This window comes from Ensifer sp. ENS10 (genome assembly GCF_014852025.1).
Lineage (GTDB): Bacteria > Pseudomonadota > Alphaproteobacteria > Rhizobiales > Rhizobiaceae > Ensifer.
The window spans coordinates 1,312,841-1,339,538 of record NZ_JACVAS010000001.1 but is presented as its reverse complement, the minus strand read 5'-3'; the positions used below and the strand labels follow the sequence as shown (position 1 = coordinate 1,339,538).

26 protein-coding genes and 3 tRNA genes are annotated in these 26,698 nt (G+C 60.8%); 3 read left to right on the top strand and 26 right to left on the bottom strand.

Annotated features, from left to right (window positions below):
- The first annotated feature begins 164 nt into the window (after positions 1-164).
- The gene (locus IB265_RS06465) at positions 165-737 is read left to right on the top strand and encodes an FG-GAP repeat protein (protein WP_057252297.1); all 573 of its coding nucleotides are present in this window, start codon (positions 165-167) and stop codon (positions 735-737) included.
- A 79-nt stretch (positions 738-816) separates the two neighbouring features.
- On the top strand, positions 817-1,284 hold the full coding sequence (locus IB265_RS06460) for a DUF5680 domain-containing protein (protein ID WP_192494665.1): 468 nt from the start codon (positions 817-819) through the stop codon (positions 1,282-1,284).
- 135 nt (positions 1,285-1,419) lie between these two features.
- Here the strand turns inward: IB265_RS06460 and IB265_RS06455 are convergent, their stop codons facing one another.
- From IB265_RS06455 to IB265_RS06335, 25 genes are all read right to left on the bottom strand, one after another.
- On the bottom strand, positions 1,420-2,106 hold the full coding sequence (locus IB265_RS06455; RefSeq protein WP_057252300.1) for an ABC transporter ATP-binding protein: 687 nt from the start codon (positions 2,104-2,106) through the stop codon (positions 1,420-1,422).
- A 16-nt stretch (positions 2,107-2,122) separates the two neighbouring features.
- Positions 2,123-3,433 (bottom strand): lipoprotein-releasing ABC transporter permease subunit, encoded by a 1,311-nt coding sequence (locus tag IB265_RS06450; protein ID WP_057252301.1) that lies wholly within the window; start codon positions 3,431-3,433, stop codon positions 2,123-2,125.
- 19 nt (positions 3,434-3,452) lie between these two features.
- Positions 3,453-4,781 carry a proline--tRNA ligase gene (proS, locus tag IB265_RS06445; RefSeq protein ID WP_192494664.1) on the bottom strand — a complete coding sequence of 443 codons (1,329 nt, stop codon included), beginning with the start codon at positions 4,779-4,781 and terminating at the stop codon, positions 3,453-3,455.
- A gap of 752 nt (positions 4,782-5,533) precedes the next feature.
- The gene (locus IB265_RS06440) at positions 5,534-5,803 is read right to left on the bottom strand and encodes a DUF1467 family protein (protein WP_057252306.1); all 270 of its coding nucleotides are present in this window, start codon (positions 5,801-5,803) and stop codon (positions 5,534-5,536) included.
- Positions 5,804-5,930: 127 nt separating this feature from the next.
- On the bottom strand, positions 5,931-6,335 hold the full coding sequence (gene mce / locus IB265_RS06435; protein WP_058321489.1) for a methylmalonyl-CoA epimerase: 405 nt from the start codon (positions 6,333-6,335) through the stop codon (positions 5,931-5,933).
- A gap of 58 nt (positions 6,336-6,393) precedes the next feature.
- On the bottom strand, positions 6,394-8,061 hold the full coding sequence (locus tag IB265_RS06430) for a ribonuclease J (protein ID WP_058321490.1): 1,668 nt from the start codon (positions 8,059-8,061) through the stop codon (positions 6,394-6,396).
- 26 nt (positions 8,062-8,087) lie between these two features.
- Complete coding sequence (locus tag IB265_RS06425; protein ID WP_058321535.1) at positions 8,088-8,852, bottom strand: biotin--[acetyl-CoA-carboxylase] ligase; 765 nt, start codon at positions 8,850-8,852, stop codon at positions 8,088-8,090.
- Complete coding sequence (gene nuoN, locus IB265_RS06420; RefSeq protein WP_057252312.1) at positions 8,852-10,294, bottom strand: NADH-quinone oxidoreductase subunit NuoN; 1,443 nt, start codon at positions 10,292-10,294, stop codon at positions 8,852-8,854. Before nuoN ends, IB265_RS06425 begins: the two co-directional genes overlap by 1 nt.
- A 19-nt stretch (positions 10,295-10,313) precedes the next feature.
- A complete protein-coding gene (locus IB265_RS06415) occupies positions 10,314-11,825 on the bottom strand; it encodes an NADH-quinone oxidoreductase subunit M (RefSeq protein WP_113479294.1) in 1,512 nt (503 codons plus the stop codon).
- A complete protein-coding gene (gene nuoL, locus IB265_RS06410) occupies positions 11,825-13,819 on the bottom strand; it encodes an NADH-quinone oxidoreductase subunit L (RefSeq protein WP_192494663.1) in 1,995 nt (664 codons plus the stop codon). Before nuoL ends, IB265_RS06415 begins: the two co-directional genes overlap by 1 nt.
- Positions 13,820-13,826: 7 nt before the next feature.
- The gene (gene nuoK / locus IB265_RS06405) at positions 13,827-14,135 is read right to left on the bottom strand and encodes an NADH-quinone oxidoreductase subunit NuoK (RefSeq protein ID WP_034803568.1); all 309 of its coding nucleotides are present in this window, start codon (positions 14,133-14,135) and stop codon (positions 13,827-13,829) included.
- A 27-nt stretch (positions 14,136-14,162) separates the two neighbouring features.
- Positions 14,163-14,777: an NADH-quinone oxidoreductase subunit J gene (locus IB265_RS06400; RefSeq protein WP_057252871.1), complete on the bottom strand. Its 615-nt coding sequence runs from the start codon at positions 14,775-14,777 to the stop codon at positions 14,163-14,165.
- Between the two features lie 138 nt (positions 14,778-14,915).
- Positions 14,916-15,407, bottom strand: coding sequence for an NADH-quinone oxidoreductase subunit NuoI (nuoI, locus tag IB265_RS06395; protein ID WP_025426590.1), 492 nt, complete (start codon positions 15,405-15,407; stop codon positions 14,916-14,918).
- Positions 15,408-15,471: 64 nt separating this feature from the next.
- The gene (gene nuoH / locus IB265_RS06390; RefSeq protein WP_057252316.1) at positions 15,472-16,515 is read right to left on the bottom strand and encodes an NADH-quinone oxidoreductase subunit NuoH; all 1,044 of its coding nucleotides are present in this window, start codon (positions 16,513-16,515) and stop codon (positions 15,472-15,474) included.
- A gap of 20 nt (positions 16,516-16,535) precedes the next feature.
- On the bottom strand, positions 16,536-18,617 hold the full coding sequence (nuoG, locus tag IB265_RS06385) for an NADH-quinone oxidoreductase subunit NuoG (protein WP_113479296.1): 2,082 nt from the start codon (positions 18,615-18,617) through the stop codon (positions 16,536-16,538).
- A 110-nt stretch (positions 18,618-18,727) separates the two neighbouring features.
- The gene (locus IB265_RS06380) at positions 18,728-19,378 is read right to left on the bottom strand and encodes an NADH:ubiquinone oxidoreductase (protein WP_192494662.1); all 651 of its coding nucleotides are present in this window, start codon (positions 19,376-19,378) and stop codon (positions 18,728-18,730) included.
- 6 nt (positions 19,379-19,384) lie between these two features.
- Positions 19,385-20,689 carry an NADH-quinone oxidoreductase subunit NuoF gene (nuoF, locus tag IB265_RS06375; protein WP_057252325.1) on the bottom strand — a complete coding sequence of 435 codons (1,305 nt, stop codon included), beginning with the start codon at positions 20,687-20,689 and terminating at the stop codon, positions 19,385-19,387.
- An 11-nt stretch (positions 20,690-20,700) separates the two neighbouring features.
- Entirely contained in the window at positions 20,701-21,828 is a 1,128-nt protein-coding gene (locus tag IB265_RS06370; RefSeq protein ID WP_057252327.1) for an NADH-quinone oxidoreductase subunit E, read from the bottom strand.
- A gap of 16 nt (positions 21,829-21,844) precedes the next feature.
- Positions 21,845-22,102 carry a hypothetical protein gene (locus IB265_RS06365; RefSeq protein ID WP_057252329.1) on the bottom strand — a complete coding sequence of 86 codons (258 nt, stop codon included), beginning with the start codon at positions 22,100-22,102 and terminating at the stop codon, positions 21,845-21,847.
- The gene (locus IB265_RS06360; protein ID WP_057252331.1) at positions 22,102-23,292 is read right to left on the bottom strand and encodes an NADH-quinone oxidoreductase subunit D; all 1,191 of its coding nucleotides are present in this window, start codon (positions 23,290-23,292) and stop codon (positions 22,102-22,104) included. The genes IB265_RS06365 and IB265_RS06360 overlap by 1 nt, the downstream gene beginning before the upstream one ends.
- 57 nt (positions 23,293-23,349) lie before the next feature.
- Positions 23,350-23,955, bottom strand: a complete 606-nt coding sequence (locus tag IB265_RS06355; protein WP_057252333.1) for an NADH-quinone oxidoreductase subunit C — start codon at positions 23,953-23,955, stop codon at positions 23,350-23,352.
- A gap of 17 nt (positions 23,956-23,972) precedes the next feature.
- Positions 23,973-24,554: an NADH-quinone oxidoreductase subunit B family protein gene (locus tag IB265_RS06350; protein WP_057252335.1), complete on the bottom strand. Its 582-nt coding sequence runs from the start codon at positions 24,552-24,554 to the stop codon at positions 23,973-23,975.
- Positions 24,545-24,910, bottom strand: a complete 366-nt coding sequence (locus IB265_RS06345; RefSeq protein WP_057252337.1) for an NADH-quinone oxidoreductase subunit A — start codon at positions 24,908-24,910, stop codon at positions 24,545-24,547. The genes IB265_RS06350 and IB265_RS06345 overlap by 10 nt, the downstream gene beginning before the upstream one ends.
- Before the next feature lie 298 nt (positions 24,911-25,208).
- Positions 25,209-25,285, bottom strand: a tRNA-Asp gene (locus tag IB265_RS06340).
- A 76-nt stretch (positions 25,286-25,361) separates the two neighbouring features.
- Positions 25,362-25,438, bottom strand: a tRNA-Asp gene (locus tag IB265_RS06335).
- A gap of 452 nt (positions 25,439-25,890) precedes the next feature.
- Here IB265_RS06335 and IB265_RS06330 point away from each other — a divergent pair.
- Positions 25,891-25,966 (top strand) — tRNA-Val (locus IB265_RS06330).
- Positions 25,967-26,220: 254 nt separating this feature from the next.
- Here the strand turns inward: IB265_RS06330 and IB265_RS06325 are convergent.
- Positions 26,221-26,619: a cupin domain-containing protein gene (locus IB265_RS06325; protein WP_057252339.1), complete on the bottom strand. Its 399-nt coding sequence runs from the start codon at positions 26,617-26,619 to the stop codon at positions 26,221-26,223.
- Positions 26,620-26,698 lie beyond the last annotated feature (79 nt).

Sequence of the window (26,698 nt, the reverse complement as noted above, 5' to 3'; positions counted from 1 at the left end):
TGTTTTTACTTTGTTCTATTTTTGTTCACGCGTCAAGCCGAGCACAGACGTTCTGTTGACGATGGTTAACACGGCAGTCGAATGCAGGTTAACTGCCAGGAAGCCGCTTGAGGAAAGCGCCGCGCCCGCATATCAAGAGGAACAACCAAGCGGAGCGTTCCGACATGCATGCACGCCTGATTCTGCCATTGCTGTTTCTGGTTCCGGCCGTCGCCTCCGCGGCCGAAACGATCGACCCTGCCCGCATCGTCTCCGCGGCGACCGGCGACTGGAACAAGGACGGTGACGCGGACCTCGCCCTGATCGTGCGCCCCGCAGATGGAAGCGACGATGACAACGGTGTCTATCTCTATCTGACCGGTGAGAATGGCGCTCTTGAGCTGAAGGCGGCGATCCCGAACAAGATTTGGGGCGACTTTGACTTTGCCGGACAGGCGCCGTGGGTCGAGGCGCTGCCGAGCGGTTCTTTGCTCATCTCCAGCCACAACGATTCCATCGGACGTGACCGCTGGGAACAGAAACTGACGGTCGCCTACCGCAATTTCGAGTTCGTGGTCGCCGGCTATACCTACTCATCCTACGATACACTCGATCTAGACAACACGTTGAAGTGCGACCTCAACGTTCTGACAGGCAAGGGCAAATCCAACGACAAGGCCATAGCCACCAAGGGCGAACTCGTCCTGCTCAAGGACTGGAACGACGATCGCGGCCAGAAGGCTTGCGGCGTTCAGTAATCAGGTGATTGTTCTCTATTTGTTCTTTACAACCAACACGGACCACGGCATCCTCGGCCAGAACATATGAGGAACCCACATGGCCGCGCTCGAACAACTGAAGGACTTTATCGTCGAAGCCAAATCGAAAACCTATGTCGGCGGCGGCGTGCCGCGGCCTTCCTCTCGCCAAGGCTCCCATGACATCGGCTACGAAACGGGCAGTTGGCGCTATCTCGACAGCTATTACGGCGGAACCGATTTTGCAGGACAGGAAACGGTCTGGCAGGATGGCGAACCGCGCTGGGCGATGAACTACTTCGGCCGGATTATGCGCCCCGAGCTCATAACTGGAGAGAAGGCAGGTCAGGTCATCAAGGCTGCGCTACAGGCGATGTATCGTGAGAAGCGGCACTTCCTCGGCGGTATGGAGTTTCGGCATGCACATGGCTACTACATCGATAGCAGCCGCGGCGACACCGAACATTTTTCCGGCCGCGAGGTCATCTTCGTCGATGGCGAGGAAGCTTACGAACTCGACTATCGTGGCGGGCTGATCCGGCGTTAAAAGCGGCGCCAGAAGACGCGTACGCCGCGCCCAGGGCGGTCTGGGACTGAACTGTGAGACGTTTCTTCCGCGCTGGCCAAAGACAGTTGGAGGCAACGGCGCTGGGCGATCAACGCGCCCGCGCGGCCGGCGCCATCAGTTCATCTCGACGACCTTGCCGTCCTCGATCGTCACGCGCCGATCCATCAGCCCGGCGAGTTCATGATTGTGCGTGGCGATCAAGGCCGCGAGGCCCGACTGGCGCGCGAGCGCCTCCAGCGCTTCAAAGACATAACCGGCGGTTTCCGGATCGAGATTGCCTGTCGGCTCGTCCGCAAGAAGCACGAGCGGCGCGTTGGCGACGGCGCGCGCGATCGCGACGCGCTGCTGCTCGCCGCCGGAGAGCTCCGTCGGGCGATGATCGGCACGGTGACCGATGCGCATGTAGTCGAGCAGCGCCCTTGCCCGATCGGCGGCCTCAGCCTTGGGCAAGCCGGCGATCAGCTGTGGCATCATGATGTTCTCAAGTGCCGAGAACTCGGGAAGCAGATGGTGAAACTGGTAGACGAAGCCGATCTCGTTGCGGCGGATCGCCGTGCGCCGATCGTCGTTGAGGCCACCACAGGAGACGCCGTTGACCAGCACTTCGCCGCCATCCGGGCGCTCCAGCAGTCCGGCGACATGCAGAAGCGTCGACTTGCCGGTTCCCGAAGGCGCAACCAGCGCAACCGTCTCGCCACTTCTCAGGGTAAAATCCGCACCCTTGAGGATGGACAGGAACGTTTCGCCTTCCCCGTAGTGTCGCTCGACGCCGGAAAGCTGCAGTGCCACGCGCGCATTCATTCAGTTGATGTCCTTGTCATTCGTAACGCAGGGCCTGCACCGGATCGAGGCGCGAAGCACGCCAGGCCGGGAAGATTGTGGCGAGGAAAGAAAGGGTGAGTGCCATGACGATGACGAGCGCGGTCTCATCGGCATTCATGTCGGCCGGAAGCTGGCTCAGGAAATAGAGCTCTGGGCTGAAAAGTGTGGTTCCAGAGATCCAGGAGAAGAACTGCCGAATGGATTCGATGTTGAGGCAGACGACGACGCCGAGCGCCACGCCGGCGACCGTTCCCGCCGCGCCGATCGCGGCACCCGTCATGAAGAAGATACGCATCACCGAGCCGGAGGTCGCGCCCATCGTTCTGAGGATCGCGATGTCGCTGCCCTTGTCCTTCACCAGCATGATCAGGCCGGAAATGATGTTCAGCGCGGCGACGAGCACGATCAGCGTCAGGATCATGAACATGACGTTGCGCTCGACTTCGAGCGCTGAGAAGAAGGTCTTGTTGCGGTCGCGCCAGTCAGTAATGAAGATCTGTCGGCCCGCGGCATCCTCGATCGGCTGGCGCAGTTCGTCGACGACATCAGGATGCTCGACGAAGATCTCGATCGACTGCGCAAGCCCCTCCGCGTTGAAGAAAAGCTGCGCCTCTTCAAGCGGCATGAAGATGATCGTCGAGTCGTATTCCGACATGCCGATCTCGTAGATCGCCGAGACGGTGTAAGCCTTGACGCGCGGATTCATGCCAAGCGGCGTCACGTCGCCATTGGGCGAGGTCAGCGTGATTGTTCCGCCGACGCGAATGCCGAGTTGCTCGGCCATGCGGGAGCCGATCGCGACACCGGAGCCGGAGGCAAAGCCGACCATGTCGCCGGACTGGATATGGTCGGAGACCGACTTCATCTTGCCGAGATCGTCGGCGCGGATGCCGCGCACCAGAGCACCAGTAGAACTGTCGCCGATGCCTTGCGCCAGAACCTGGCCCTCGACCAACGGGATTGCCATGGTGACGCCCTTGACGCCCGAGAACTTGGTCGCCAGCTCCGCATAGTTGTTGAGTGGCCCGTCGATCGGCTGCACGATCATGTGACCGTTGATGCCGAGAATGCGGGAAATGAGCTCGGTGCGGAACCCGTTCATCACGGCCATGACGATGATTAGCGTCGCAACGCCGAGCATGATGCCGATGAAGGAGAAGCCGGCGATAACCGAAATGAAGGCTTCCTTGCGCCTGGAACGCAGGTAGCGCCACGCCACCATGCGCTCAAAGGCGGAAAAGGGACGGCTGGAGGACTTTTCAGGCTGCGTTGCGGCCTGCACCTGATCTTCAGTCACGGCGGTCATCCTGCCTTCCCTCGCCTCTTCACTTCGTTGCGATCAGCTTGTTGATCGCAGCTTCGACGGTCATGGTCTCGCGCTCGCCGGTCTTGCGATCCTTGACCTCGACTTCGCCGTTGGCGATCGAACGCGGGCCGACGATGATCTGGACCGGGACACCGATCAGGTCCGCAGTCGCGAACTTTGCACCGGCGCGGTCGTCCGTGTCGTCGAGCAGTGCGTCGAATCCCGCCTTGCCGAGTTCGGAGTAGAGCGTCTCGCAGGCGCCGTCGCAAGCGGCATCGCCCGCTTTCATGTTGATGATGACGCCATCGAACGGCGAGATCGACTTCGGCCAGATGACGCCGTTGTCGTCATGCGACGCTTCGATGATCGCCGGCACGAGGCGGGTCGGGCCGATGCCGTAGGAGCCCATGTGCACGGCATGCTCCTTGCCGTCGGGGCCGAGAACCTTGGCGCCCATGGCTTCGGAATACTTGGTGCCAAAGTAGAAGATGTGGCCGACCTCAATGCCGCGGGCCGACAGGCGGTCGCCTTCGGCAACCGCATTGAAGGCGGCCTCGTCGTGCATTTCCGATGTTGCGGCGTAACGCGAGGTCCACTTGTCGAAGATCGCCTTCAGGCCGGCGACGTCCTCGAAGTTGGTTTCTTCGCCCGGAATATCGAAGCCGAGGAAGTCCTTGTGGCAGTAGACTTCAGATTCGCCGGTGTCGGCGAGGATGATGAATTCGTGGCTGAGGTTACCGCCGATCGGGCCGGTGTCGGCACGCATCGGAATGGCGCGAAGACCCATGCGCGCAAACGTGCGCAAGTAGGCCGCGAACATGCGGTTATAGGCGTGTTCTGCCCCCTCGCGATCGAGATCGAAGGAATAGGCGTCCTTCATCAGGAACTCGCGCGAACGCATGGTGCCGAAGCGCGGACGGATCTCGTCGCGGAACTTCAGCTGGATATGGTAGAGGTTGAGCGGCAGGTCACGATAGGACTTCACGTAGGACCGGAAGACGTCCGTGACCATTTCCTCGTTCGTCGGGCCGTAAAGCATCGGCCGGTCCTGGCGATCCTTGATGCGCAGCATCTCCTTGCCATAGGCGTCGTAGCGGCCGCTTTCCTGCCAGAGCTCTGCGGACTGCAGCGTCGGCATCAAGAGTTCGATTGCGCCTGAGCGGTTCTGCTCTTCGCGGATGATCGCATTGACCTTGTCGAGAACCCGCTTGCCCAGTGGCAGCCAGGTATAGATGCCCGAGGACTGCTGCCGGATCATGCCGGTACGGAGCATGAGGCGGTGGGAAACGATTTCCGCTTCCTTAGGATTTTCCTTCAGGATGGGCATGAAAAAGCGGGACAGGCGCATGACGGGTTCCAGAACTTGATGAACGTCGCACTATCGGCGGATTCGGGCGAAATGACGTTGAGCTCGGGTGCCTTCTTCGCCGGTAGACTGGCAAGGGCGACCGTTGCTTCTCGGGGTCGAGCTCTCCATTATCCATCGCCGGCAAAGCCAACGTGAACCTTTATGAGCCTTGCGTTCATAGCTGCTTCGCAGGCGGAAGAAAACCCTACTCTCAGGCCATCGCCGGAAAGATCGGAGCCACTGATTTTGAGGGGAAAAGACCGGAAAAGCCTGCGTCAAAGAGCACGCTAGTAACAAGATTACGACAGGAGTTGTCAACGGGAATATTTTACCCAACTGTAGCAAAAATGCAAAAAAACAGGATGACACAGCTTAATGTTTGGGCTAATTTCGGCTCACAAAACAGGCATGAAGACTAAATTCTTGCCGACTTTCGCGGTCAAGTCTTGGGAGGATAAGATCTTAGGCGCGCCTCGTCGCTGCCGCCGGAAACGGATTAGGATCACGCGAAACTTGAAAAACAAGGCTTTTAGCCTTGTTTTTTTTTGCTTTTCTCGACTCCGTCGCGAGCACGAAGCAGGTATAGAAATTGAACTATGTCAATTCGGCGGCGGTCAATCCTGCAATTGCGCTGGTTCCACCCACAGCATCGCGCGCGGCGTCATCATGACGCAGAAATCCAGCACTCGGCATCCTGAAAACTCTCCGATTGCCTTGCGGTTCGGCTCAGCCCATCCGCCTTGCCGAAATTCTCAATAGAATTTCGGGTAAAACCGCGGAATAGAATCGATCCCGTAGCCAAGTTTGACGGAGACGATATACCAGGCGAGTTGGATGACAGCCGCGATGGCCGTGGTCAAAAGCACGACCCGTTTCGCATTGAACTTGGCCGGCGCGCTTTCGACGCTTCCCGGGACGACGCTGTTTTCTTCCGCTTGCGTGCGCACTCCCAAGGGAAGAACGGCAAACAGCGTGATCCACCAAATGATGAAGTAAATAGCAAAAGTTGAAAACAGTGGCATTTCCGGCTCCCGGTGAAGGCGATCGACGCAACGACCGCAGGCCGTTTCGCCGCGACTTCCGCGACATTCTGTCCGCCTTATAGCGCCGCCTGCCCGATCAGACAAATGCGCATCGCGCGGTCAACTGTCACACCTCTTCGAGTTCGATCAGCGTACCCTGGAAATCCTTGGGGTGCAGGAAAAGCACCGGCTTGCCATGCGCACCGATTTTCGGCTCGCCGTCCCCCAGAACGCGAGCGCCGGCCGCACGCAGCGCGTCGCGCGCGGCGAGGATATTGTCCACCTCGTAGCAGATGTGATGCATCCCGCCCGAAGGGTTCTTCGCCAGGAAAGCGGCGATCGGCGAGGTCTCGCCGATCGGCTCCAACAGCTCGACCTTGGTGTTGGCCAGCGTGACGAACACCACGGTTACGCCGTGTTCCGGCAACGTCTGCGGCTCGGTGACGGATGCACCAAGCGTCGAGCGGTAGCTTTCGGCGGCGGAGGCAAGATCCGGCACGGCGATGGCGATATGGTTCACTCTTCCCAGCATTGCGATCCTCCCGCGTCCTGTACCGGCCCCGCTTACACTGCCGCGAGGCGACCGCCAATCAGACTTTGGTGACGAACACCGTCACAATCGGCTTCTTGCCCCACGTCTGGTTGGCTGTGCTGCGAACGGCGCGGCGCACCGCCTCCTGCAGCATGGCCAGATCCTTGCGCTTTGCCCGCGGAATGCTCTCGACCGCACCGAGGATCGCGTCATAGAGCGTATCCTCCATGTCTTCGCCCTCGTCATCGAATTCCGGCAGACCGATCGCAACGATGTCCGGGTCGCCAAGGAAATCGTAGCGGCCATCAAGAACGACGTTGACGGCGACGTGCCCTGCGAAGGAGAGCTTGCGGCGTTCGCCGATGCCCATCTCTTCGAAATCGCCGATGAGGTTGCCGTCCTTGTAGATGCGGCCATGCGGCGCTTCGTCGATGACCTCGGCCGGGCCTGGTGCAAGACGCAGCATTTGACCGTTCCGAAGGCGCGGAACGCTGGCGATGCCCGACTGCTGACCAAGTTCGGCATGGGCCGTCAGATGCGCGGCTTCGCCATGAACCGGAACGAGAATCTGCGGGCGCAGCCATTGATACATCTGCTGCAGCTCGGTGCGGCGCGGGTGACCGGACACATGCACCAGCGCCTCACTGTCGGTGATGATGTGTATGCCTTGCTCGACCAGGCCATTCTTGATGTCGTTGATCGCCTTCTCGTTGCCGGGGATGGTGCGCGAGGAGAAAACGACCGTATCGCCGGCGGAAAAAGCCACGTTGCGCATCTCGTCGCGGGCAATCTTGGCGAGTGCTGCCCGAGGCTCACCCTGGCTACCGGTCAGGATGACCACGACCTTGTCGCGCGGCACGTAGCCGAACTCGTCTTCGGCAAGGAAAGGCTTGATCCCTTCCATCAGGCCGAGATCCGCGGCCACGGCGACGACCCGCTTCATCGAACTGCCGAGCAGCAGCACATCCCTGCCCGCCTCTTCCGCCGCCTCGGCGATCGAGCGAATGCGCCCGACATTCGAGGAGAAAGTCGTTATCGCGACCCGGCCCTCGGCGTTGGCGATGATCTTCGTCAGGCTCTCGGAGACTTCCTGTTCCGACGGCGAAACACCATCACGCATAGCATTGGTGGAATCGCAGATAAGCGCCAAGACGCCTTCGTCACCAATCTGGCGGAAGCGCGTCTCGTCGGTCAGGGGCCCAAGCGACGGATGCAGGTCGATCTTCCAGTCGCCGGTGTGAACGACAGTGCCGACCGGCGTGCGGATGATCAGCGACATCGGCTCGGGGATCGAATGGTTGACACCGACCGCCTCGATCTCGAACGGGCCAACATTGATGCGGTCGCCCTGTTTGAAGATCGTCACCGGGATCTCACTGCGGCTTCTCTCGAAATCGCGCTTGGCTTCCAGCATGCCTGCCGTGAACGGCGAGGCATAGACCGGAACGTTGAGGCCCGGCCAGAGATCGTTCAGGCCGCCATAATGGTCCTCGTGGGCGTGGGTAATGATGATGCCCTTGAGATTGCGGCGCTCTTCCGCCAGGAAGCTGATATCTGCGAGAACCAGATCCACGCCCGGAAGGTCCGGCCCCGGAAAGGTGACGCCGCAATCGACCATGATCCACTGGCGGCTTCCGGGCCGCCCGTAGCCGTATAGGCCAAGATTCATGCCGATTTCGCCGACGCCGCCGAGCGGCAAGAACACCAGTTCTTCTTCTTGCGCCATATTGTAATGCGCCCTTGTTCTAGGAATTATCCGAAAAATACGTCGCCGGCGGCAATCGCGTGCATCGTGCCTGACCCGGTATCGAGCATCAACCGCCCGGTCTCATCAATACCGGCAAAGCGACCCGAAAGCGACCGGTCCGGCAGGTTCACAGTTATCGTCTCACCGATGCCGCGGGCGGCGGATCGCCACTGTTCTATGGTCTTTGCAATACCTGCGCCGCGCTCCCACAGCGACAACGTCTCCGCCATCGTCATGAACAGCCGCGCGAAAAGTTCGTCCGGAGAAACCGAAGCGCCTTCCTTCCTCAACGAGGTAACGGGATAGAGGGCCTCGTCCGGCTGGACGGCAATGTTGATGCCACAGCCAATGACCAGTGCCTGGCGCCCATCTGCAAGCGCCTCACCTTCGAGCAGGATGCCGCAGGTCTTCTTCCCATCGATGAGGATATCATTCGGCCATTTGATCTCGACCGGTGCAGCGCCCGGCGGCATCACCTGGCGGATTGCCCGGTGCACGGCAACAGCAACCGCGAGCGGCAGGGAATGCAGATGCTCGATCGGCGCTGGATCAATCAGGAGAAGCGATGCGTAGAGATTGCCGGGTTCTGAAAACCAAGCGCGACCGCGGCGTCCCCGGCCACCGGTCTGCCTGACAGCCGTGACCCAGAGATTGCCCGGGTCGCCCTGGCGCGCACGCGCCAGGCATTCGCTGTTTGTCGATCCGACCGCATCGAGAGCGACGTGCCGGAAATCGTCGGGCGATATCCGGCCGCCGCTTTCAAGGGCGATCAAAAGAAGGTCCGCGCCGCGGCCTCGGCAGCGCTTCCAAGCGGACCGCCGATCAGGACGTATCCAAGGACGAACAGACCCGAGAGACCGAACACCAGTTTCAGTTCGCCAGCCGTACGGGCGAACTCGCCCTTGGCGTCATCGAACCACATCACTTTGATGACGCGCAGGTAGTAATAGGCGCCGACAACGGATGCGAGGACGCCGATGATGGCGAGTGCATAGAGCTGCGCTTCGATTGCGGCCATGAACACGAAGTACTTCCCGAAGAAGCCTGCCATCGGCGGAATGCCGGCGAGCGAGAACATCAGGACGGTCAGGACGGTCGCCATGAAGGGGTTCGTCTGCGAGAGACCAGCGAGATCGTCGACGTTTTCAACGTTTTCACCTTCCTTACGCCGCATCGCCAGGATGCAGGCGAAGGTGCCGAGCGTCATGACCATGTAAATGAGCATGTAGAGCAGCACGCCGCGAACGCCCGCCATCGAGCCGGCGGCAAGGCCGACAAGCGCATAGCCCATGTGGCCGATCGAGGAATAGGCCATCAGACGCTTGATGTTCTTCTGGCCGATCGCCGCGAAGGAGCCGAGCAGCATCGAAGCGATCGAGATGAAGACGATGATCTGCTGCCAGTCGGCAACAACGGGTTCAAAGGCATTGATGACGATACGCACAAGGATCGCCATGGCCGCAACCTTCGGCGCTGCCGCGAAGAAGGCGGTGACCGGCGTTGGCGCACCTTCGTAAACATCCGGCGTCCACATGTGGAACGGCACGGCCGAGATCTTGAAGGCGAGACCGGCGAGCACGAAGACGAGACCGAAGATCAGGCCGAGCGAACGTCCCTCCGCCGTCAGTGCAGCGGCGATCTGGGTAAAGCCGGTGTGGCCAGTGAAGCCGTAGATCAGCGACATGCCATAGAGCAGCATGCCCGAGGAAAGCGCACCGAGCACGAAGTACTTGAGGCCGGCCTCGGTCGAGCGGATGCTGTCGCGGTTGATCGCAGCGACGACGTAGAGCGCCAGCGACTGCAGTTCCAGCGACAGGTACAGCGACATCAGGTCGTTGGCCGAGATCATCAACAGCATGCCGAGCGTTGCCAGCACCAGAAGCACCGGGAACTCGAAGCGATCAATCTGGGCGGAACGCGCGTGACCGACTGTCATCACCAGTGCCGTGATCGAACCGATCAACGCCAGCACCTTCATGAACTTGGCGAAGGGATCCGACAGGAAGGCGCCGCCATAGGCCGAGCCTTCGCCGGTCTTTAGCACGAGCCAGAGACCGGCGATGATCAGAACGGCAACCGCAAGGCCGGTGACCGTCGACGCCGATTTTTCGCCGGCAAACACGCCGATCATCAGCAATGCCATCGCGCCGACCGCGAGGATCAACTCGGGGATCGAGAGTTGCAGGCTTGCAAGGAGGGTTTCAGCAGTCATGTCCAATCACGTCCTGTGGTCATTGCACCGAAAGCGCAACGTTTTGCGCTGCCTGCAGGGCTGCGGAGTAGTTGTTGACGAGCAGATCCACGGAAGCCGCGGTCGCATCGAAGATCGGTGCCGGATAGACGCCGAAAAAGATCGTCAGGATCACCAGCGGATAGAGGATCGCCTTTTCACGACCGGAAAGATCGAGCAGAGACTTCAGGCTTTCCTTCTCCAGCGCACCGAAGATCACTCGTCGGTAGAGCCAGAGCGCATAGGCGGCCGAAAGGATCACACCGGACGTGGCGAAGAGCGCCACCCAGGTGTTGGCGCGGAAGGCGCCGACCAAGGTCAGCACTTCACCGACGAAGCTAGACGTGCCCGGCAAGCCAACGTTGGCCATGGTGAACACCATGAAGGCGACGGCGTATTTCGGCATATTGTTGACGAGACCGCCATAGGCCGCGATCTCGCGGGTGTGCAAACGGTCATAGACGACGCCGACGCAAAGGAAGAGTGCGCCGGAGACGATGCCGTGCGACAGCATCTGGAAGATCGCGCCCTGAACGCCCTGAACATTGGCGGCGAAGATGCCCATCGTCACATAGCCCATATGCGCGACCGACGAATAGGCGATCAGCTTCTTGATGTCGGTCTGCATCATCGCCACCAGCGAGGTGTAGATGATGGCAACGACCGAGAGCGTGAAGACGAACGGCGCGAAGTAATCGGATGCCAGCGGGAACATCGGCAGCGAGAAGCGCAGGAAGCCGTAACCGCCGAGCTTCAGGAGGATACCGGCCAGGATGACCGAGCCCGCCGTCGGCGCCTGAACGTGCGCATCCGGAAGCCAGGTATGGACTGGCCACATCGGCATCTTCACCGCGAAGGAGGCGAAGAAGGCCAGCCACAACCAGGTCTGCATCTGGCGCGGGAAGTTGTAGGCGAGCAGCTGCGTGATGTCGGTGGTACCGGCCTGCCAGTACATCGCCATGATCGCGAGCAGCATCAGCACCGAGCCGAGCAGCGTGTAGAGGAAGAACTTGTAGCTGGCGTAAACGCGGTCCTTGCCACCCCAGACGCCGATGATGAGGAACATCGGGATCAGGCCAGCTTCGAAGAACACGTAGAACAGCACGATATCGAGCGACACGAAGACGCCGATCATGAACGTTTCCAAGACCAGAAACGCGATCATGTATGCCTTGAGACGCTTCTCGATCGACAGCCAGCTTGCGAGCACGCAGAACGGCATGAGGAAGGCCGAGAGCACGACGAAGAGCACCGAGATGCCATCGACTCCGAGATGGTAGGAAATGCCGGTGCCGAGCCACTCGTGCTTTTCGAGCATCTGGAAGCCGGGGTTCGACGCGTCGAACTGGTACCAGATGTAGACCGACACCGCGAAGGTGAAGATCGTCGTCAGCAGCGAAACGTTCAGGATGTTCCGGCGGCCGTAGGCGCTGTCTTCCCTTGTGAGCAAGAGAAGCAGTACGCCGACGAGCGGCATGAAGGTGACCGCGGAAAGTACGGGCCAATCGGTCATCAGAAGGAACTCCTGAACATCATCCAAGTAACAAGCGCGGCAATGCCGATCAGCATCGCGAACGCGTAGTGATAGAGGTAACCAGTCTGCAGGCGGACAACGCGGTCAGTAACGTTGAGCACACGTGCAGCAATGCCGTTCGGGCCGTAGCCATCGATCACGCGGCCGTCGCCTTCCTTCCAGAGGAAGGTGCCGAGCCACTTGGCGGAGCGCACGAACAGCAGGTCGTAGAGCTCGTCGAAGTACCACTTGTTGAGCAGGAACTGGTAGAGGCCACGGTGCTGGTCTGCCAGATAATTCGGCAGTTCCGGCCGGCGGATATACATGTACCAGGCGGTGAAGAGGCCGAGCGCCATGGCGCAGAACGGGCTCCACTTAACCCACAGCGGTACGTGGTGGTACTCATGCAGGACTTCGTTTTCAGCCGATGTGAACAGCGCACCCTTCCAGAACTCGGCATAGCCTTCGCCGAAGAAGTGGTCGTGGAAGAGGAAACCTGCGATCAGTGCGCCGGCGGCGAGAATGTAGAGCGGCACCAGCATGACCTGCGGCGACTCGTGCACGTGATGCATGACATCCGACGACGCACGGGGCTTGCCGTGGAACGTCATGAAGGCCAGGCGCCACGAATAGAAGCTGGTGAAGAGCGCGGCGACCACCAGCAGGGCGAAGGCGAAACCGGATACCGAGCTGTGCGCGGCAAACGTCGACTCGATGATCGCGTCCTTCGAGAAGAAGCCAGCCGTACCGAAGAGCGTACCGGGAATACCGACACCGGTCAGCGCGATCGTACCGATGAACATCATCCAGTAGGTGACCGGGATGTGCTTCCTGAGGCCACCCATGTAGCGCATGTCCTGCTCGCCATCGACGGCGTGAATGACCGAACCGGCACCCAAGAACAGGAGAGCCTTGAAGAAGGCGTGCGTGAACAGGTGGAAGATCGCTGCGCCATAGGCGCCGACGCCGAGCGCCACAAACATGTAGCCGAGCTGCGAGCAGGTCGAATAGGCGATCACGCGCTTGATGTCGTTCTGGACGAGACCAACGGTCGCGGCGAAGAAGGCGGTGATGGCACCGATGATCGTCACGACGGTCAGTGCGTCCGGCGACAGTTCGAAGAGCGGCGACATGCGGGCGACGAGGAAGACGCCGGCGGTAACCATGGTTGCGGCATGGATAAGAGCCGAAACCGGGGTCGGGCCCTCCATCGCGTCCGGAAGCCAGGTGTGCAGCAGGAACTGCGCCGACTTACCCATCGCGCCCATGAAGAGCAGCAAGCAGGCCGCAGTGATCGCGTCAGCCTTGTCGAGGTGCATACCGAACAGGGTGACAACCGCCTCCCCTGCTGCAGCGCCTTCGGCCGGCAGGTAGGTCTGGGCGGCGGCGAAGATCGTCTCGAAGTTGACCGAGCCGAACAGCACGAAGACGAGGAAGATGCCGAGCGAGAAGCCGAAGTCGCCGACGCGGTTGACGATGAAGGCCTTCATCGCGGCAGCATTCGCCGACGGCTTCTTGTACCAGAAGCCGATGAGCAGGTAGGACGCGAGACCCACGCCTTCCCAGCCGAAGAACATCTGCACCAGGTTGTCCGACGTGATGAGCATGAGCATCGCGAAGGTGAAGAGCGACAGATAGGCAAAGAAGCGCGGACGATGCGGATCATGGTGCATGTATCCGATCGAATAGACATGCACGAGCGTCGACACCGTGTTGACGACGACGAACATGACCGATGTCAGCGTATCGACGCGGAACGCCCATTCGACATCGAAGCTGCCGGATTGGATCCAGCGCAGCACCGAAACCTTGATCATCTCCTGGTGGCCCAAGGCGACGTCGAAGAAGACGTACCAGGACAGCGCAGCGGCGATGATCATCAGACCGCTGGTGACGTATTCCGATGCCTTGGCGCCGATCGAAGTACCGAAGAGGCCGGCGATCAGAAAGCCGATCAAAGGCAGGAAGACGATAGCCTTGATGATGGTATCCATAGCCCAATCAGCCCTTCATCATGTTGACGTCTTCAACAGCGATCGAGCCGCGGTTGCGGTAGAAGACGACGAGAATTGCAAGTCCGATAGCCGCTTCCGCAGCCGCGACGGTCAGGATGAACAGGGCAAAGACCTGGCCAGTGATGTCATTCAGGAACGCCGAGAAGGCGACCATGTTGATGTTGACCGCGAGAAGAATGAGTTCGACCGACATCAGGATAACGATGACGTTCTTCCGGTTCAGGAAGATGCCGAAGACGCCCAGCGTGAACAGGATGGCGCTGACGGTGAGATAGTGGGAAATTCCGATTTCCATTTTATGTTCCTCGATCTCGCGTCCGACTTAGATGCCCTGGCCCGGCTTGACCGTGACCACTTCGACGGCGGTCTCGGGCGTACGGGCAACCTGCTGCGGGATATTCTGGCGCTTGATGTTTTCGCGGTGGCGCAGGGTCAGCACGATGGCGCCGATCATGGCGACGAGCAGCACAAGGCCGGCGATCTGGAAGAAGTAGACGTAGTGGGTATAGAGCACGTCGCCGAGGGCTGCCGTGTTCGTCCGCTCGGTGACGGCCGGGATCGGCATCGAAATCGCCTTGGCGATCTCAGGCGAGAACGTTGCGCCGCCGACCACGATGATAAGCTCGGCAGCCAGGATCAGGCCGATCAGCGCGCCGATCGGCGCGTATTCGAGCACGCCCGCCCGCAATTCCGCGAAGTCGATGTCGAGCATCATGACGACGAACAGAAACAACACCGCGACCGCACCGACATAGACGACCAGCAGGATCATCGCCAGGAACTCGGCGCCGGTCAGCAGGAACAGGCCTGCCGAGTTAAAGAAGGTCAGGATCAGGAACAGAACCGAATAAACCGGGTTCCTGGCCGCAATGACCATAAATGCCGACGCCACCGCGATGAAGGCAAAGAGATAGAAAAAAAGAACCTGCAGACCCATGATCGGTGCCTTCTTCGTCTTGCACGGCGTGAGGCGCTTCAGGCCCCACTCCACAGGCAAAGCCGGACACGCGTCCGGCCGTTGCCCAAACCTATGTCACATGCACCGCCCTCCCCGGGGCGGCGCGACGCTCTGGCCTCAGCGATAGGGCGAGTCCATTGCGATGTTGCGGGCGATTTCGCGCTCCCAACGGTCGCCGTTGGCGAGGAGCTTGTCCTTGTCGTAGTAAAGCTCTTCGCGCGTCTCGGTGGCGAACTCGAAGTTCGGGCCCTCGACGATGGCATCAACCGGACAGGCTTCCTGGCAGAAACCGCAATAGATGCATTTCACCATGTCGATGTCGTAGCGCACGGTGCGGCGGGTGCCGTCATTGCGGCGCGGTCCAGCTTCGATGGTGATGGCCTGTGCAGGACAGATCGCCTCGCAGAGCTTGCAGGCGATGCAACGCTCTTCACCATTCGGGTAGCGGCGCAGCGCATGCTCGCCACGGAAGCGCGGGCTGACCGGCCCTTTTTCAAAGGGGTAGTTCAACGTCGCCTTCGGCTTGAAGAAATAGCGCATCGACAGAAAGAACGCGCCGACGAATTCCTTCAGGAACAGCGAGCTGACGGCTTGCGAAAGACCGGCCATCATTTACCTCCAGAATTGCCGGCCTGGGAGCGACCGGCGGTATGCTGCCAAACGTGAGCCATCGTCATGCGGCTCCCGTCAGCTTGAGAACGAATGCAGTGATCACGACCATTGCAAGAGAGATCGGCAGGAAGACCTTCCAGCCGAGACGCATCAGCTGGTCGTAGCGGTAGCGCGGAACGAAAGCCTTCACCATTGCGAACATGAAGAACACGAAGGACGCCTTCAGAACGAACCAGATGATGCCGGGAACCCAGTTCAAGAACCAGACGTCAACCGGGGGCAGCCAGCCGCCGAGGAACAGGATCGTCGTCAGCGCGCACATCAGGCAGATGGCGGCATATTCGCCGAGCATGAACATCATGTACGGGGTCGAGCCGTACTCGACCATGAAGCCGGCGACGAGTTCGGATTCGGCTTCCGGCAGGTCGAAGGGCGGGCGGTTCGTTTCGGCAAGTGCCGAAATGAAGAACACGATGAACATCGGGAACAGCGCCAGCCAATGCCAGTCGAGGAACGACGCCGGCAGGCCGAGATTCGTGCCGATGCCCGTGGACTGAGCGTTGACGATGTCCGTCAGGTTCAGCGAGCCGACGCAGAGCAGGACGGTAACGATGACGAAGCCGATAGAGACTTCGTAGGAGACCATCTGTGCCGCGGAGCGGAGCGCGCCGAGGAAGGGATATTTGGAATTCGACGCCCAGCCGCCCATGATGATGCCATAAACTTCAAGAGAAGATATGGCGAACACGAAGAGGATGCCGACGTTGACGTTCGCGATGACCCAGCCGGCGTTGAGTGGGATCACCGCCCAGGCGGCAAGCGCCAGCGTCACGGAAACGAGCGGTGCGAGCAGGAAGATCGCCTTGTTGGCGCCAGCCGGAATCACCGGCTCCTTGAAGACGAACTTCAAAAGGTCGGCGAAGGACTGGAAAAGTCCCCACGGGCCTACCACATTCGGACCACGGCGGAGCTGAACTGCAGCCCAGATCTTACGGTCGGCAAGCAGAATGTAGGCGATGAAAAGCAGCAGCGCGACCAGGAGCAGCAGCGACTGGGCGACCATGATGATCGTGGGCCAGACATAGGTCGAAACGAAAGCGTCCATGATACTCTATTCCCTCGCGCTCATTCCGCCGCAGCTTTGAAGTTGTTGCGTGCCAAAGCCGAGCATTCGGCCATGACGGCGGATGCGCGCGCTATCGGGTTCGTCAAATAGAAGTCTTTGACCGGAGACGCAAACACGGATTTGCCCATCTCACCGGCTTTTTGAGCAAGTGCGGCAATTTCGTCGCCGTTGCCGGTCGCGATCGCGTCGACATCCGCGAAATGCGGGTGAGCCGCATAGAGCTTCGAGCGCAATTCGCCAAGCGAATCAAAGGGCAGCTTCTTGCCGAGAACGTCGGAGAGTGCGCGAATGATCGCCCAGTCCTCACGCGCATCACCCGGTGCGAAGCCGGCACGGTTGCCGACCTGAACGCGACCTTCCGTGTTGACCCAGGTGCCGGACTTTTCGGTGTAGGTCGCACCCGGCAGAATGACGTCGGCGGCATGCGCGCCGTTGTCGCCGTGCGAACCGATATAGACGGTGAAGCCGGACTTGCGACCGGCAAGGTCGATCTCATCGGCGCCGAGCAGGAAGAGAACGTCGGAAGCGGTGACCATTTCGGCCGCCGTCTTGCCGTTCGCACCCGGTACGAAGCCGAGGTCGAGACCACCGACGCGGGAAGAGGCCGTGTGCAGAACGGCAAAGCCGTTCCACTCGGCAGTGACCGCACCGACGGCGCCCGCGAGCTTGGCGGCGGCAGCAAGAACCGCAGCACCGCCCTCCCCTGCAATCGCGCCCTGCCCGATGAGGATCATCGGGCGCTGCGCCTTCTTGAGCGTCGCGGCAAACTTGCCCTTGCCGGAGACGAGTTCGGCGAGCGTTTCGGTGCCGGCGCCGAGATATTCGTATTCGTAGCGCAGCTCGCCGGGCTCCCCGATCACGGCGATCGGGAAGTTGCCCATGCGGTAGCGCTTGCGGATACGGGCGTTGAGGACCGAAGCCTCGAAGCGCGGGTTGGAGCCGATGATCAGCAGCGCATCAGCGCTTTCGATGCCGGCGATGGTCGGGTTGAAAAGGTAGCTGGCGCGGCCAAGCGACGGGTCGAGTGCGGCGCCGTCCTGGCGGCAATCGACGCTCTCGGAGCCGAGTGCTGCGATCAACTGCTTCAGCGCGTACATTTCTTCGACCGAAGCGAGGTCGCCGGCGATGGCGCCGATCTTGTCGCCGGAGGTCTTGGCAACGGCAGCCTTGACCGCCTGGAAGGCTTCGCCCCAGGTCGCCGGCTGCAGTCGGCCGTCCTTCTTGACATAGGGACGATCGAGACGCTGCGTCTTCAGGCCGTCCCAGATGAAGCGGCTCTTGTCGGAGATCCACTCTTCGTTGATGTCCTCATTGACGCGCGGCATGATGCGCATGACTTCGCGACCGCGGGTGTCGACGCGGATCGCAGAACCGAGTGCATCCATCACGTCGATGGATTCGGTCTTGTTCAGCTCCCACGGACGAGCAGTGAAGGCAAATGGCTTCGAGGTCAGCGCGCCGACCGGGCAGAGGTCAACGACGTTGCCCTGCAGTTCGGACGTCATCGCCTGCTCGAGATAGGTGGTGATCTCGGCGTCTTCGCCGCGGCCAATCAGGCCAAGCTCGGCAATACCGGCGACTTCGGTCGTGAAACGGACGCAACGCGTGCAGTGAATGCAGCGGTTCATCACGGTCTTGACCAGCGGGCCGATATACTTGTCTTCGACGGCGCGCTTGTTTTCCTGATAACGCGAGCTGTCGATACCGAAGGCCATCGCCTGGTCCTGCAGGTCGCATTCGCCGCCCTGGTCGCAGATCGGGCAGTCGAGCGGGTGGTTGATCAGCAGGAATTCCATCACGCCTTCGCGGGCCTTCTTGACCATCGGCGTGGTCGTGAAGACTTCCGGCGTCTCGCCGTTCGGGCCCGGACGGAGGTCGCGCACGCCCATGGCGCAGGAAGCGGCGGGCTTTGGCGGCCCTCCCTTCACTTCGATCAGACACATGCGGCAGTTGCCGGCGACCGACAGCCGCTCATGGAAACAGAAGCGCGGAACCTCGGCTCCGGCCTCTTCGCACGCCTGAAGCAGCGTGAAATGATCCGGTACCTCGATCTCTTTTCCGTCGACTTTCAGCTTTGCCATCTTCGTACTCAATCCTGTCTTCCGTCCATCGGCCTTCCGGCGACGGACAATTCCAACACAGCCTTGCTGCTTGCGGGCGATGACCGTCTCAGGTTCCCGCCCCTATTGTCTCACGCGCCCTTCAGCGCCTTGGCCTGTCCAACCCAATCGTCCCGCTTGATGCGGCCACCGAAACCGAACTCGTCGTCAAAGCGAACAACGTCCGCCTCGCTCCAGCCGGCGATATCGGCAAAACCGCGAATGCCCTTCGCGTTGAGCACCTGCTCCAGCTTCGGGCCGATACCGGAAATCCGCTTGAGGTCGTCAGCAGCTTGCGCCTTGGCGCGCGCCGCGCGAACCTTGACCGGCTTCTCGACGGCGACCTTCTCATCGACCGGTTTTGCCGCAATACGATTTGGCGAAGCGGCGGGCTTCACGACCGTTTTCGCTTCTGCTTCTGCCGGGAGCGCCGTCTCGGCGACAACGGCGGTAACGTCCTGCTCTGCCGGTTCCACCCGCTTCTGAGCCGCCTCGACCGCACCCTGCATCGCGCCGAACATGGCGCCAGCAAAGTGGCTGGTCAGACCGAAACCGATGGCTGTTACCGCCGCCACAGCGGCAGCCGGGTGAACCATCAGCGGGTGCAGCGACACCTGCGGCAGGCCCTTCATCCATTCGGCCATGCCGAACGGATCGGCCGGATCACCGCCGAGCGGACGCGCGAATGGAATGCCTGTTTCGGCCTGCCCTTTCATCTGTCCCTCCTCGCGTGCACCGGCCATCGCCTGTTACTCCGCCGCTTCCAGAACCGCGCCGTGCGACGAGGCATTGCGCGTGTATTCGTCGATGCGCTTTTCCATTTCCGGACGGAAGTGCTTGATCAGACCCTGGATCGGCCAGGCGGCTGCGTCGCCAAGCGCGCAGATCGTGTGGCCTTCCACCTGCTTGGTGACGTCGAACAGCATGTCGATCTCGCGCTTCTGGGCGCGACCCTGAACCATGCGTTCCATGACACGCATCATCCAGCCGGTACCTTCGCGGCACGGCGTGCACTGACCGCAGCTCTCGTGCTTGTAGAAGGCCGAGAGGCGCCAGATCGCCTTGATGATGTCTGTCGACCTGTCCATGACGATGACGGCGGCGGTTCCAAGACTGGAACCGACTTCGCGCAGCCCGTCGAAATCCATGATCGCGTCCTTCATCTGCGCGCCGGGCACGCAGGGAACGGACGAACCGCCGGGGATGACCGCGAGCAGGTTGTCCCAGCCGCCGCGAATGCCACCACAATGCTTTTCGATCAGCTCATGGAACGGGATCGACATCGCGTCTTCGACCGTGCACGGACGATTGACGTGGCCGGAAACCGAATAGAGTTTGGTACCGTGGTTGTTCGGACGGCCGAAGCTCGTATACCAGCCGGCGCCGCGGCGCAGGATGGTCGGCGTGACGGCGATCGACTCGACGTTATTGACGGTGGTCGGGCAGCCGTAGAGGCCCATGTTGGCCGGGAACGGCGGCTTCAGGCGCGGCTGGCCCTTCTTGCCTTCGAGGCTTTCGAGCAGGGCCGTCTCTTCGCCACAGATATAGGCGCCGGCGCCGTGGTGCACATAGATGTCGATGTCGTAGCCGAGCTTGTTGTTCTTGCCGAGCAGGCCGTAGGCGTAGCACTCGTCGATCGCCGCCTGCAGCGCCTCGCGCTCGCGGACGAACTCACCGCGCACATAGATATAGGCGACATGCGCACCCATGGCGAAGCTGGCGATGACGCAGCCTTCGATCAGTGTGTGCGGATCGTGACGCATGATGTCACGGTCCTTGCAGGTGCCGGGCTCGGACTCGTCGGCGTTGACGACGAGATAGTGCGGACGGCCGTCGCTTTCCTTCGGCATGAAGGACCACTTGAGGCCCGTCGGGAAGCCGGCGCCGCCACGACCGCGAAGGCCGGAAGCCTTCACTTCGTTGACGATCCAGTCGCGGCCCTTTTCGAGCAGCTGCTTGGTGCCGTCCCAGTGGCCGCGCGCCATGGCGCCCTTCAGGGACTTGTCCTTGAGGCCGTAGATGTTGGTAAAGATGCGGTCTTCATCTCTGAGCATAATTCACCTCTTTACCGCGGCTTCTTGCCGAAGACCTTGATGTATTCGGCTTCGCCGCCCTTGGCGAGCGCCTTGGCCTGCTTGACCCAGTCGTCGCGTTCGATGCGGCCCTTGAAATTCAGGTATCCGTCGACCCACTCGCGCTCCGCCTTCTTCCACGAAGCAACTTGCGCGTAGGTGTAGATGCCCAGTTCGTTCAGCGTGCCCTCGATCTTCGGACCGACGCCCGAGATCAGCTTGAGGTCGTCGACGGCAGACGGTTTTTCGATGCCGGCCGGACGGTTCTTGTCCTCAAGCGACGGCTTGCCGGAAACGGCGGCAGCCTTGACCGGCTTCGACTTGTCGACGGTGTCGCCTTCGACCTTGGCGTTGGCGGCGGCTTCCGCCTTTGCCGTCGCTGGCGTCTTCAGGGAGGCATTGGTCTCACTGGCAGCCGTCTTGACACGGCCGGCGTTGGACGGCGGCACGGAAACGGCCGGCGCGTCGCTGACCTTCTTGGCGCTGGTCGCCGCCTTGGCCGGAGCCGGATCAGCCAACATCAGCGACGTCAGACCGCCTTCCGGTGCGGAATAGATACGGTCGATCTGCGGACCGGGGGTGACTTCGGCACCCTTGCCTGCTTCGAAACGGTCGATGATCTGCTCGAGTTGCTCGGGCGTCAGGTCTTCGAAGGTATCCTTGAAGATCATGACCATCGGCGCGTTGACGCAGGCGCCCTGACATTCGACTTCTTCCCAGGAGAGCGTGCCGCTCTCGTTGAGCGTGAAGGGATCGTGGGCGATCTTGCTCTTGCAGACCTTGATCAGGTCTTCGGCGCCGCGCAGCATGCACGGCGTCGTGCCGCAAACCTGAACGTGCGCACGCGTACCGACAGGCTTCAGCTGGAACTGGGTGTAGAAGGTCGCGACTTCGAGCGCGCGGATATAGGCCATGCCGAGCATGTCGGCGATCGACTCGATGGCGGCCTTCGTTACCCAGCCGTCCTGGTCCTGAGCGCGCATCAAAAGCGGGATGACGGCGGACTGCTCACGACCCTTGGGGTATTTCTTGATCGTTTCCTTCGCCCAGGCGGCGTTCTCCTTGCTGAAGGCAAAGCTCGCTGGCTGGACGGTGTCTTCGGCTAGTCGACGAACGGACATTCTAGTGGACACCTTATCAGTTAATCGAACCGCACCGCGATTTCGTCACCGAGACGAATTCGCAGGCATAGGCTGACTGGTCTTTCTGCAAAAATACGATGTAGCGCGTGCCGTTGGCGACCGCGGCCTTGATCTCGTAGCCCTTGGCCACGAGGTCGGCCATCGAGCCCCCCCGCATGCCGCCCGACGTCGCACCGCTATCGACCGATTCCTGTGCGGAAGCGGCCGATGCGAAGGCGAGCAGAGCAAGCGTGGCCAGGGGCACGAGACGCATCAACGGTCCACCTCACCGAACACGATATCGAGGGAGCCCAGCACGGCCGAAACGTCGGCAAGCTGGTGTCCCCGACAGAGGAAATCCATCGCCTGGAGATGCGCGTAACCCGGCGCACGGATCTTGCAGCGATAGGGCTTGTTGGTGCCGTCGGAGACAAGATAGACGCCGAACTCGCCCTTCGGCGCTTCGACGGCGGCGTAAACTTCGCCGGCCGGCACGTGATAGCCTTCGGTGTAGAGTTTGAAGTGGTGGATCAGCGCTTCCATCGAGCGCTTCATCTCGCCGCGCTTCGGCGGAACGATCTTGCCGTCGAGCGACGAAACCGGACCGACCTTGGCATCGCCGAGCAGGCGATCGACGCACTGGCGCATGATGCGCGCCGACTGGCGCATTTCGATCATGCGGATCAGGTAACGGTCGAAGCAGTCGCCGTTCTTGCCGATCGGAATGTCGAATTCCATTTCGGAATAGCATTCGTAGGGCTGCGAGCGGCGAAGGTCCCAGGCAGCACCCGAGCCACGCACCATCACGCCCGAGAATCCCCAGGCCCAGGCGTCATCGAGTTTGACGACGCCGATATCGACGTTGCGCTGCTTGAAGATGCGGTTGCCGGTCAACAGTTCGTCGATGTCGTCGACAGTCTTGAGGAACGGATCGATCCATTTGCCGATGTCTTCGACCAGTTCGTGCGGCAGATCCTGATGGACACCGCCCGGACGGAAATAGGCCGAGTGCATGCGCGCGCCGCAGGCACGCTCATAGAACACCATCAGCTTTTCGCGCTCTTCGAAACCCCAGAGCGGCGGCGTCAACGCACCGACGTCCATGGCCTGCGTGGTCACGTTCAGCAGGTGCGAGAGGATGCGGCCGATTTCCGAGTAGAGGACGCGGATGAGCTGGCCGCGGATCGGCACTTCCGTCGCCGTCAGCTTCTCGATCGCCAGCGCAAAGGCGTGCTCCTGGTTCATCGGCGCCACGTAGTCGAGGCGGTCGAAATAGGGCACGGCCTGCAGATAGGTCTTGGTCTCGATCAGCTTCTCGGTGCCGCGATGCAGCAGGCCGATATGCGGATCGACGCGCTCGACGATTTCGCCATCAAGCTCGAGCACCAGACGAAGAACGCCGTGCGCCGCCGGATGCTGCGGACCAAAGTTGATGTTGAAATTGCGGACGTTATGTTCGGTCATACCGATTGCTCCAGGCCGGACGGTAGCCGTTCAACGGCTACCGCGGGCCATTTAGTCTCACCGTGCTTTCGCTTTCTCGTCGCCGGGCAGGACGTAATCCGTGCCTTCCCAGGGAGAGAGGAAGTCGAAGTTGCGGAATTCCTGCTTCAGCTCGACGGGTTCGTAGACGACGCGCTTGGCTTCGTCGTCGTAACGGACCTCGACAAAACCGGTGACCGGAAAGTCCTTGCGCAGCGGATGTCCTTCGAAACCGTAGTCCGTCAGGATGCGGCGCAGGTCCGGATGGCCGGTGAACAGGATGCCGTACATGTCGTAGGCTTCACGCTCGAACCAGTCGGCGCCGGGATAGACCGGCGTCGCCGACGGCACAGGCTCGTTCTCGCCGGTCTGGACCTTAATGCGCACGCGCAGGTTCTGGCGCGGCGACAGCAGGTGATAGACGACATCGAAACGGTCGGGACGCTGCGGCCAGTCGACGCCGCAGACGTCAACGAAGTTGATGAAAGCGCAGTGCACGTCATCGCGCAGGAAGGTGAGCAGCGCGATGAGGTTCGCAGACGTCGTCGTCAGCGTCAGTTCACCATAGTTCAGCGACGCGTCGGAGATCAGCGCACCGCGTGTTTCGCGCAGGTAGGACGCAAGCTCGTTCAGGGCTTCACTCATATCAAAGACCCCCTGCCTTAGCGCTCGATCGTGCCGGTCCGGCGAATCTTCTTCTGCAGCAAAAGCACGCCGTAAAGCAGCGCTTCTGCCGTGGGAGGACAGCCTGGCACATAGATGTCGACGGGAACGACGCGGTCGCAGCCGCGAACAACCGAATAGGAATAATGGTAGTAGCCGCCGCCATTGGCGCAGGAGCCCATCGAGATGACGTAGCGCGGCTCCGGCATCTGGTCGTAGACCTTGCGGAGCGCAGGCGCCATCTTGTTGGTCAGCGTACCGGCGACGATCATGACGTCGGACTGACGCGGTGAGGCGCGCGGCGCGAAACCGAAACGCTCGGCATCATAACGCGGCATCGACATCTGCATCATCTCGACCGCGCAGCAGGCGAGACCGAAGGTCATCCACATCAGCGAGCCGGTACGGGCCCAGTTGATGAGCTCATCCGTCGAGGTGACGAGAAAACCCTTGTCAGCGAGTTCATTGTTGATCTCGCCGAAGAATGCATCATTGCTGCCAATCGGCTTGCCGGTGGAGGGATCGATGATCCCCTTCGGCTTGGGCGCAACGAGCGTGGTGCCGGATGCTGCTAGTTCCATTCCAGCGCTCCCTTCTTCCATTCATAGATAAAGCCGATCGTCAGCACACCGAGGAAGACCATCATCGACCAGAAGCCGAACCAGCCCAGCTCATGGAACGAAACCGCCCAGGGGAAGAGGAAGGCCACTTCGAGGTCGAAGATGATGAAGAGGATCGACACGAGATAGAAGCGGATGTCGAACTTCATGCGGGCGTCATCGAACGCATTGAAGCCGCACTCGTAGGCCGACAGTTTTTCCGAATCAGGAGCCTTGAAGGCGATGGCGAAGGGAGCAATCAGAAGCGCCACACCGATCACCAATGCGATTCCAATGAAAATCGCGATCGGAACGTAGGAACCGAGAAGTTCAGTCATTGTTATCCGTCCCTGCCTGCGGGAGGGCGCATGGGAGAGCACCAGAACAACAGATCTCGCAGGCCGAAAAATATGTTGCAACGCCAGAGTGGTTAGCGCAGCCCGCGCCCGTGCGCAAGCCTTCAAGGGTCAATTAAACCGGTTCGCGACACAGGATCGAATGGGTGGAGACGACAAAGCTCGGAATCGCAAGCCGTGACCGACTTTACCGTAAACAGCGGCAAGGAGAGACAGATTGCCGCAGTGCACAAATCAGGGCTAGCGCACGCGAAAACAGGATGAGTTTAAGAAGAAGAAATGGCGCGAGTGACGGGGCTCGAACCCGCGACCTCCGGCGTGACAGGCCGGCACTCTAACCGACTGAGCTACACCCGCGCATGATGACCGCGAACGATCATTATTACCACCATCGGCGCTTCCTGAGAATGCCTAGGCAATTCCAGATCAAGAGTGGCGCGAGTGACGGGGCTCGAACCCGCGACCTCCGGCGTGACAGGCCGGCACTCTAACCGACTGAGCTACACCCGCATCATCTTGACTTGGTTGGAGCGTTTCCGCCCCGGCACCGAGCGGGCTTGCCCGTTCGATGAGCGGCTAACTAAGCGGTTCGCATTTGGGTGTCAAGCGTGTTTGAAGACAAATCCGTGACGGAATGAAAATTGATCCAGAGGGTAAGGTGATGACAAAGTTCAAGAGGCCGGATCATGCGCACGACGCAGCCACATGCCCACTCCGATCGCCTCTTCCATCCCGTGCAGTGATCCCGAACGGCAAATCTTTATCTCTCGCCCTCCCCTGCCACGGGTGACGGCCAAAGACACGCTTTCTTGTCCACAACCAGGAACCCCGGCAATTCAGGGCATCGCGCGATCCAAGACAAAAAAAATCATAAAAACGATACAAATGCTCTTGCGGTTTTTTTCGGTTACGCCTAGATCACGGCCACCGACGCGGCGGACTGATCCGGTCCAAACGCGGAAGGGCGATTAGCTCAGTTGGTAGAGCGCCTCGTTTACACCGAGGATGTCGGGAGTTCGAGTCTCTCATCGCCCACCATTTTCCTTCTCCTCCCAATTCATCGCATAAGATAGCGACCTCGCGGCGTTAGAACCTTGTTGCGTTCGTGACTGTTCATAGGCCGAGAATGCGTTCGCTCCGGCGACGCCTATCTGTGCCACGATAGCGCTGATGTTGAGCGGCGCCTGTCGGGGACAGAAGCGGCTGTGCCTGACAGCCGCCGTCAGCCATGCACTCCCCACCATCGACGTGACCGGCCGTTCCTGTCGGTCAGCTGATTCTGTCGCGTGGCTCTACGCCCCGCGATACTGTTCGTCGGTCACATGCTCCAGCCAATCCACAGCCTTGCCGTCGAGCGCTTCCTGAATCGCAAGATGAACCATTGCGGTATCGGGTGCGGCACCGTGCCAGTGTTTTTCGCCCGGCGGGAACCAGACCACGTCGCCGACGCGAATCTCGCGCACCGGGCCGCCCCAGCTTTGCGCGAGGCCGCGGCCGGCAGTCACGATCAATGTCTGACCGAGTGGATGGGTGTGCCAGGCCGTGCGGGCGCCCGGCTCGAAGGTAACGCTTACGGCGCGGATCCGCGCCGGATCTGCGGTCTCGATGACCGGATCCTGCCGCACCGTACCGGTGAAATACTCAGCCGGCGCGCGCGTCGAAGGTCTCGACCCACCGGGTATGATGTCCATCTCTCGTTCCTCCGGGTTTTTCGTTTGCGGCGCTTCTTTTCAGCGAAAGCGCGTCACGGCCAACAGGCACCGCCACGCC

Excerpts from the sequence above, each read along its gene's own strand:
- IB265_RS06360 (WP_057252331.1), bottom strand. The coding sequence starts at position 23,292 with ATGACCGAACATAACGTCCGCAATTTCAACATCAACTTTGGTCCGCAG.
- IB265_RS06460 (WP_192494665.1), top strand. The coding sequence starts at position 817 with ATGGCCGCGCTCGAACAACTGAAGGACTTTATCGTCGAAGCCAAATCG.
- mce (WP_058321489.1), bottom strand. The coding sequence starts at position 6,335 with ATGCTGGGAAGAGTGAACCATATCGCCATCGCCGTGCCGGATCTTGCC.
- nuoH (WP_057252316.1), bottom strand. The coding sequence starts at position 16,515 with ATGGACGCTTTCGTTTCGACCTATGTCTGGCCCACGATCATCATGGTC.
- nuoL (WP_192494663.1), bottom strand. The coding sequence starts at position 13,819 with ATGGATACCATCATCAAGGCTATCGTCTTCCTGCCTTTGATCGGCTTT.
- IB265_RS06455 (WP_057252300.1), bottom strand. The coding sequence starts at position 2,106 with ATGAATGCGCGCGTGGCACTGCAGCTTTCCGGCGTCGAGCGACACTAC.
- IB265_RS06345 (WP_057252337.1), bottom strand. The coding sequence starts at position 24,910 with ATGACTGAACTTCTCGGTTCCTACGTTCCGATCGCGATTTTCATTGGA.
- IB265_RS06325 (WP_057252339.1), bottom strand. The coding sequence starts at position 26,619 with ATGGACATCATACCCGGTGGGTCGAGACCTTCGACGCGCGCGCCGGCT.
- nuoN (WP_057252312.1), bottom strand. The coding sequence starts at position 10,294 with ATGACTGCTGAAACCCTCCTTGCAAGCCTGCAACTCTCGATCCCCGAG.
- IB265_RS06415 (WP_113479294.1), bottom strand. The coding sequence starts at position 11,825 with ATGACCGATTGGCCCGTACTTTCCGCGGTCACCTTCATGCCGCTCGTC.
- IB265_RS06440 (WP_057252306.1), bottom strand. The coding sequence starts at position 5,803 with ATGCCACTGTTTTCAACTTTTGCTATTTACTTCATCATTTGGTGGATC.
- IB265_RS06450 (WP_057252301.1), bottom strand. The coding sequence starts at position 3,433 with ATGACCGCCGTGACTGAAGATCAGGTGCAGGCCGCAACGCAGCCTGAA.
- IB265_RS06365 (WP_057252329.1), bottom strand. The coding sequence starts at position 22,102 with ATGCGTCTCGTGCCCCTGGCCACGCTTGCTCTGCTCGCCTTCGCATCG.
- IB265_RS06465 (WP_057252297.1), top strand. The coding sequence starts at position 165 with ATGCATGCACGCCTGATTCTGCCATTGCTGTTTCTGGTTCCGGCCGTC.
- nuoG (WP_113479296.1), bottom strand. The coding sequence starts at position 18,617 with ATGGCAAAGCTGAAAGTCGACGGAAAAGAGATCGAGGTACCGGATCAT.
- nuoI (WP_025426590.1), bottom strand. The coding sequence starts at position 15,407 with ATGGCCGGTCTTTCGCAAGCCGTCAGCTCGCTGTTCCTGAAGGAATTC.
- IB265_RS06430 (WP_058321490.1), bottom strand. The coding sequence starts at position 8,061 with ATGGCGCAAGAAGAAGAACTGGTGTTCTTGCCGCTCGGCGGCGTCGGC.
- nuoK (WP_034803568.1), bottom strand. The coding sequence starts at position 14,135 with ATGGAAATCGGAATTTCCCACTATCTCACCGTCAGCGCCATCCTGTTC.
- IB265_RS06355 (WP_057252333.1), bottom strand. The coding sequence starts at position 23,955 with ATGAGTGAAGCCCTGAACGAGCTTGCGTCCTACCTGCGCGAAACACGC.
- IB265_RS06380 (WP_192494662.1), bottom strand. The coding sequence starts at position 19,378 with ATGGCCGGTGCACGCGAGGAGGGACAGATGAAAGGGCAGGCCGAAACA.
- proS (WP_192494664.1), bottom strand. The coding sequence starts at position 4,781 with ATGCGCCTGTCCCGCTTTTTCATGCCCATCCTGAAGGAAAATCCTAAG.
- IB265_RS06400 (WP_057252871.1), bottom strand. The coding sequence starts at position 14,777 with ATGGGTCTGCAGGTTCTTTTTTTCTATCTCTTTGCCTTCATCGCGGTG.
- IB265_RS06350 (WP_057252335.1), bottom strand. The coding sequence starts at position 24,554 with ATGGAACTAGCAGCATCCGGCACCACGCTCGTTGCGCCCAAGCCGAAG.
- nuoF (WP_057252325.1), bottom strand. The coding sequence starts at position 20,689 with ATGCTCAGAGATGAAGACCGCATCTTTACCAACATCTACGGCCTCAAG.
- IB265_RS06370 (WP_057252327.1), bottom strand. The coding sequence starts at position 21,828 with ATGTCCGTTCGTCGACTAGCCGAAGACACCGTCCAGCCAGCGAGCTTT.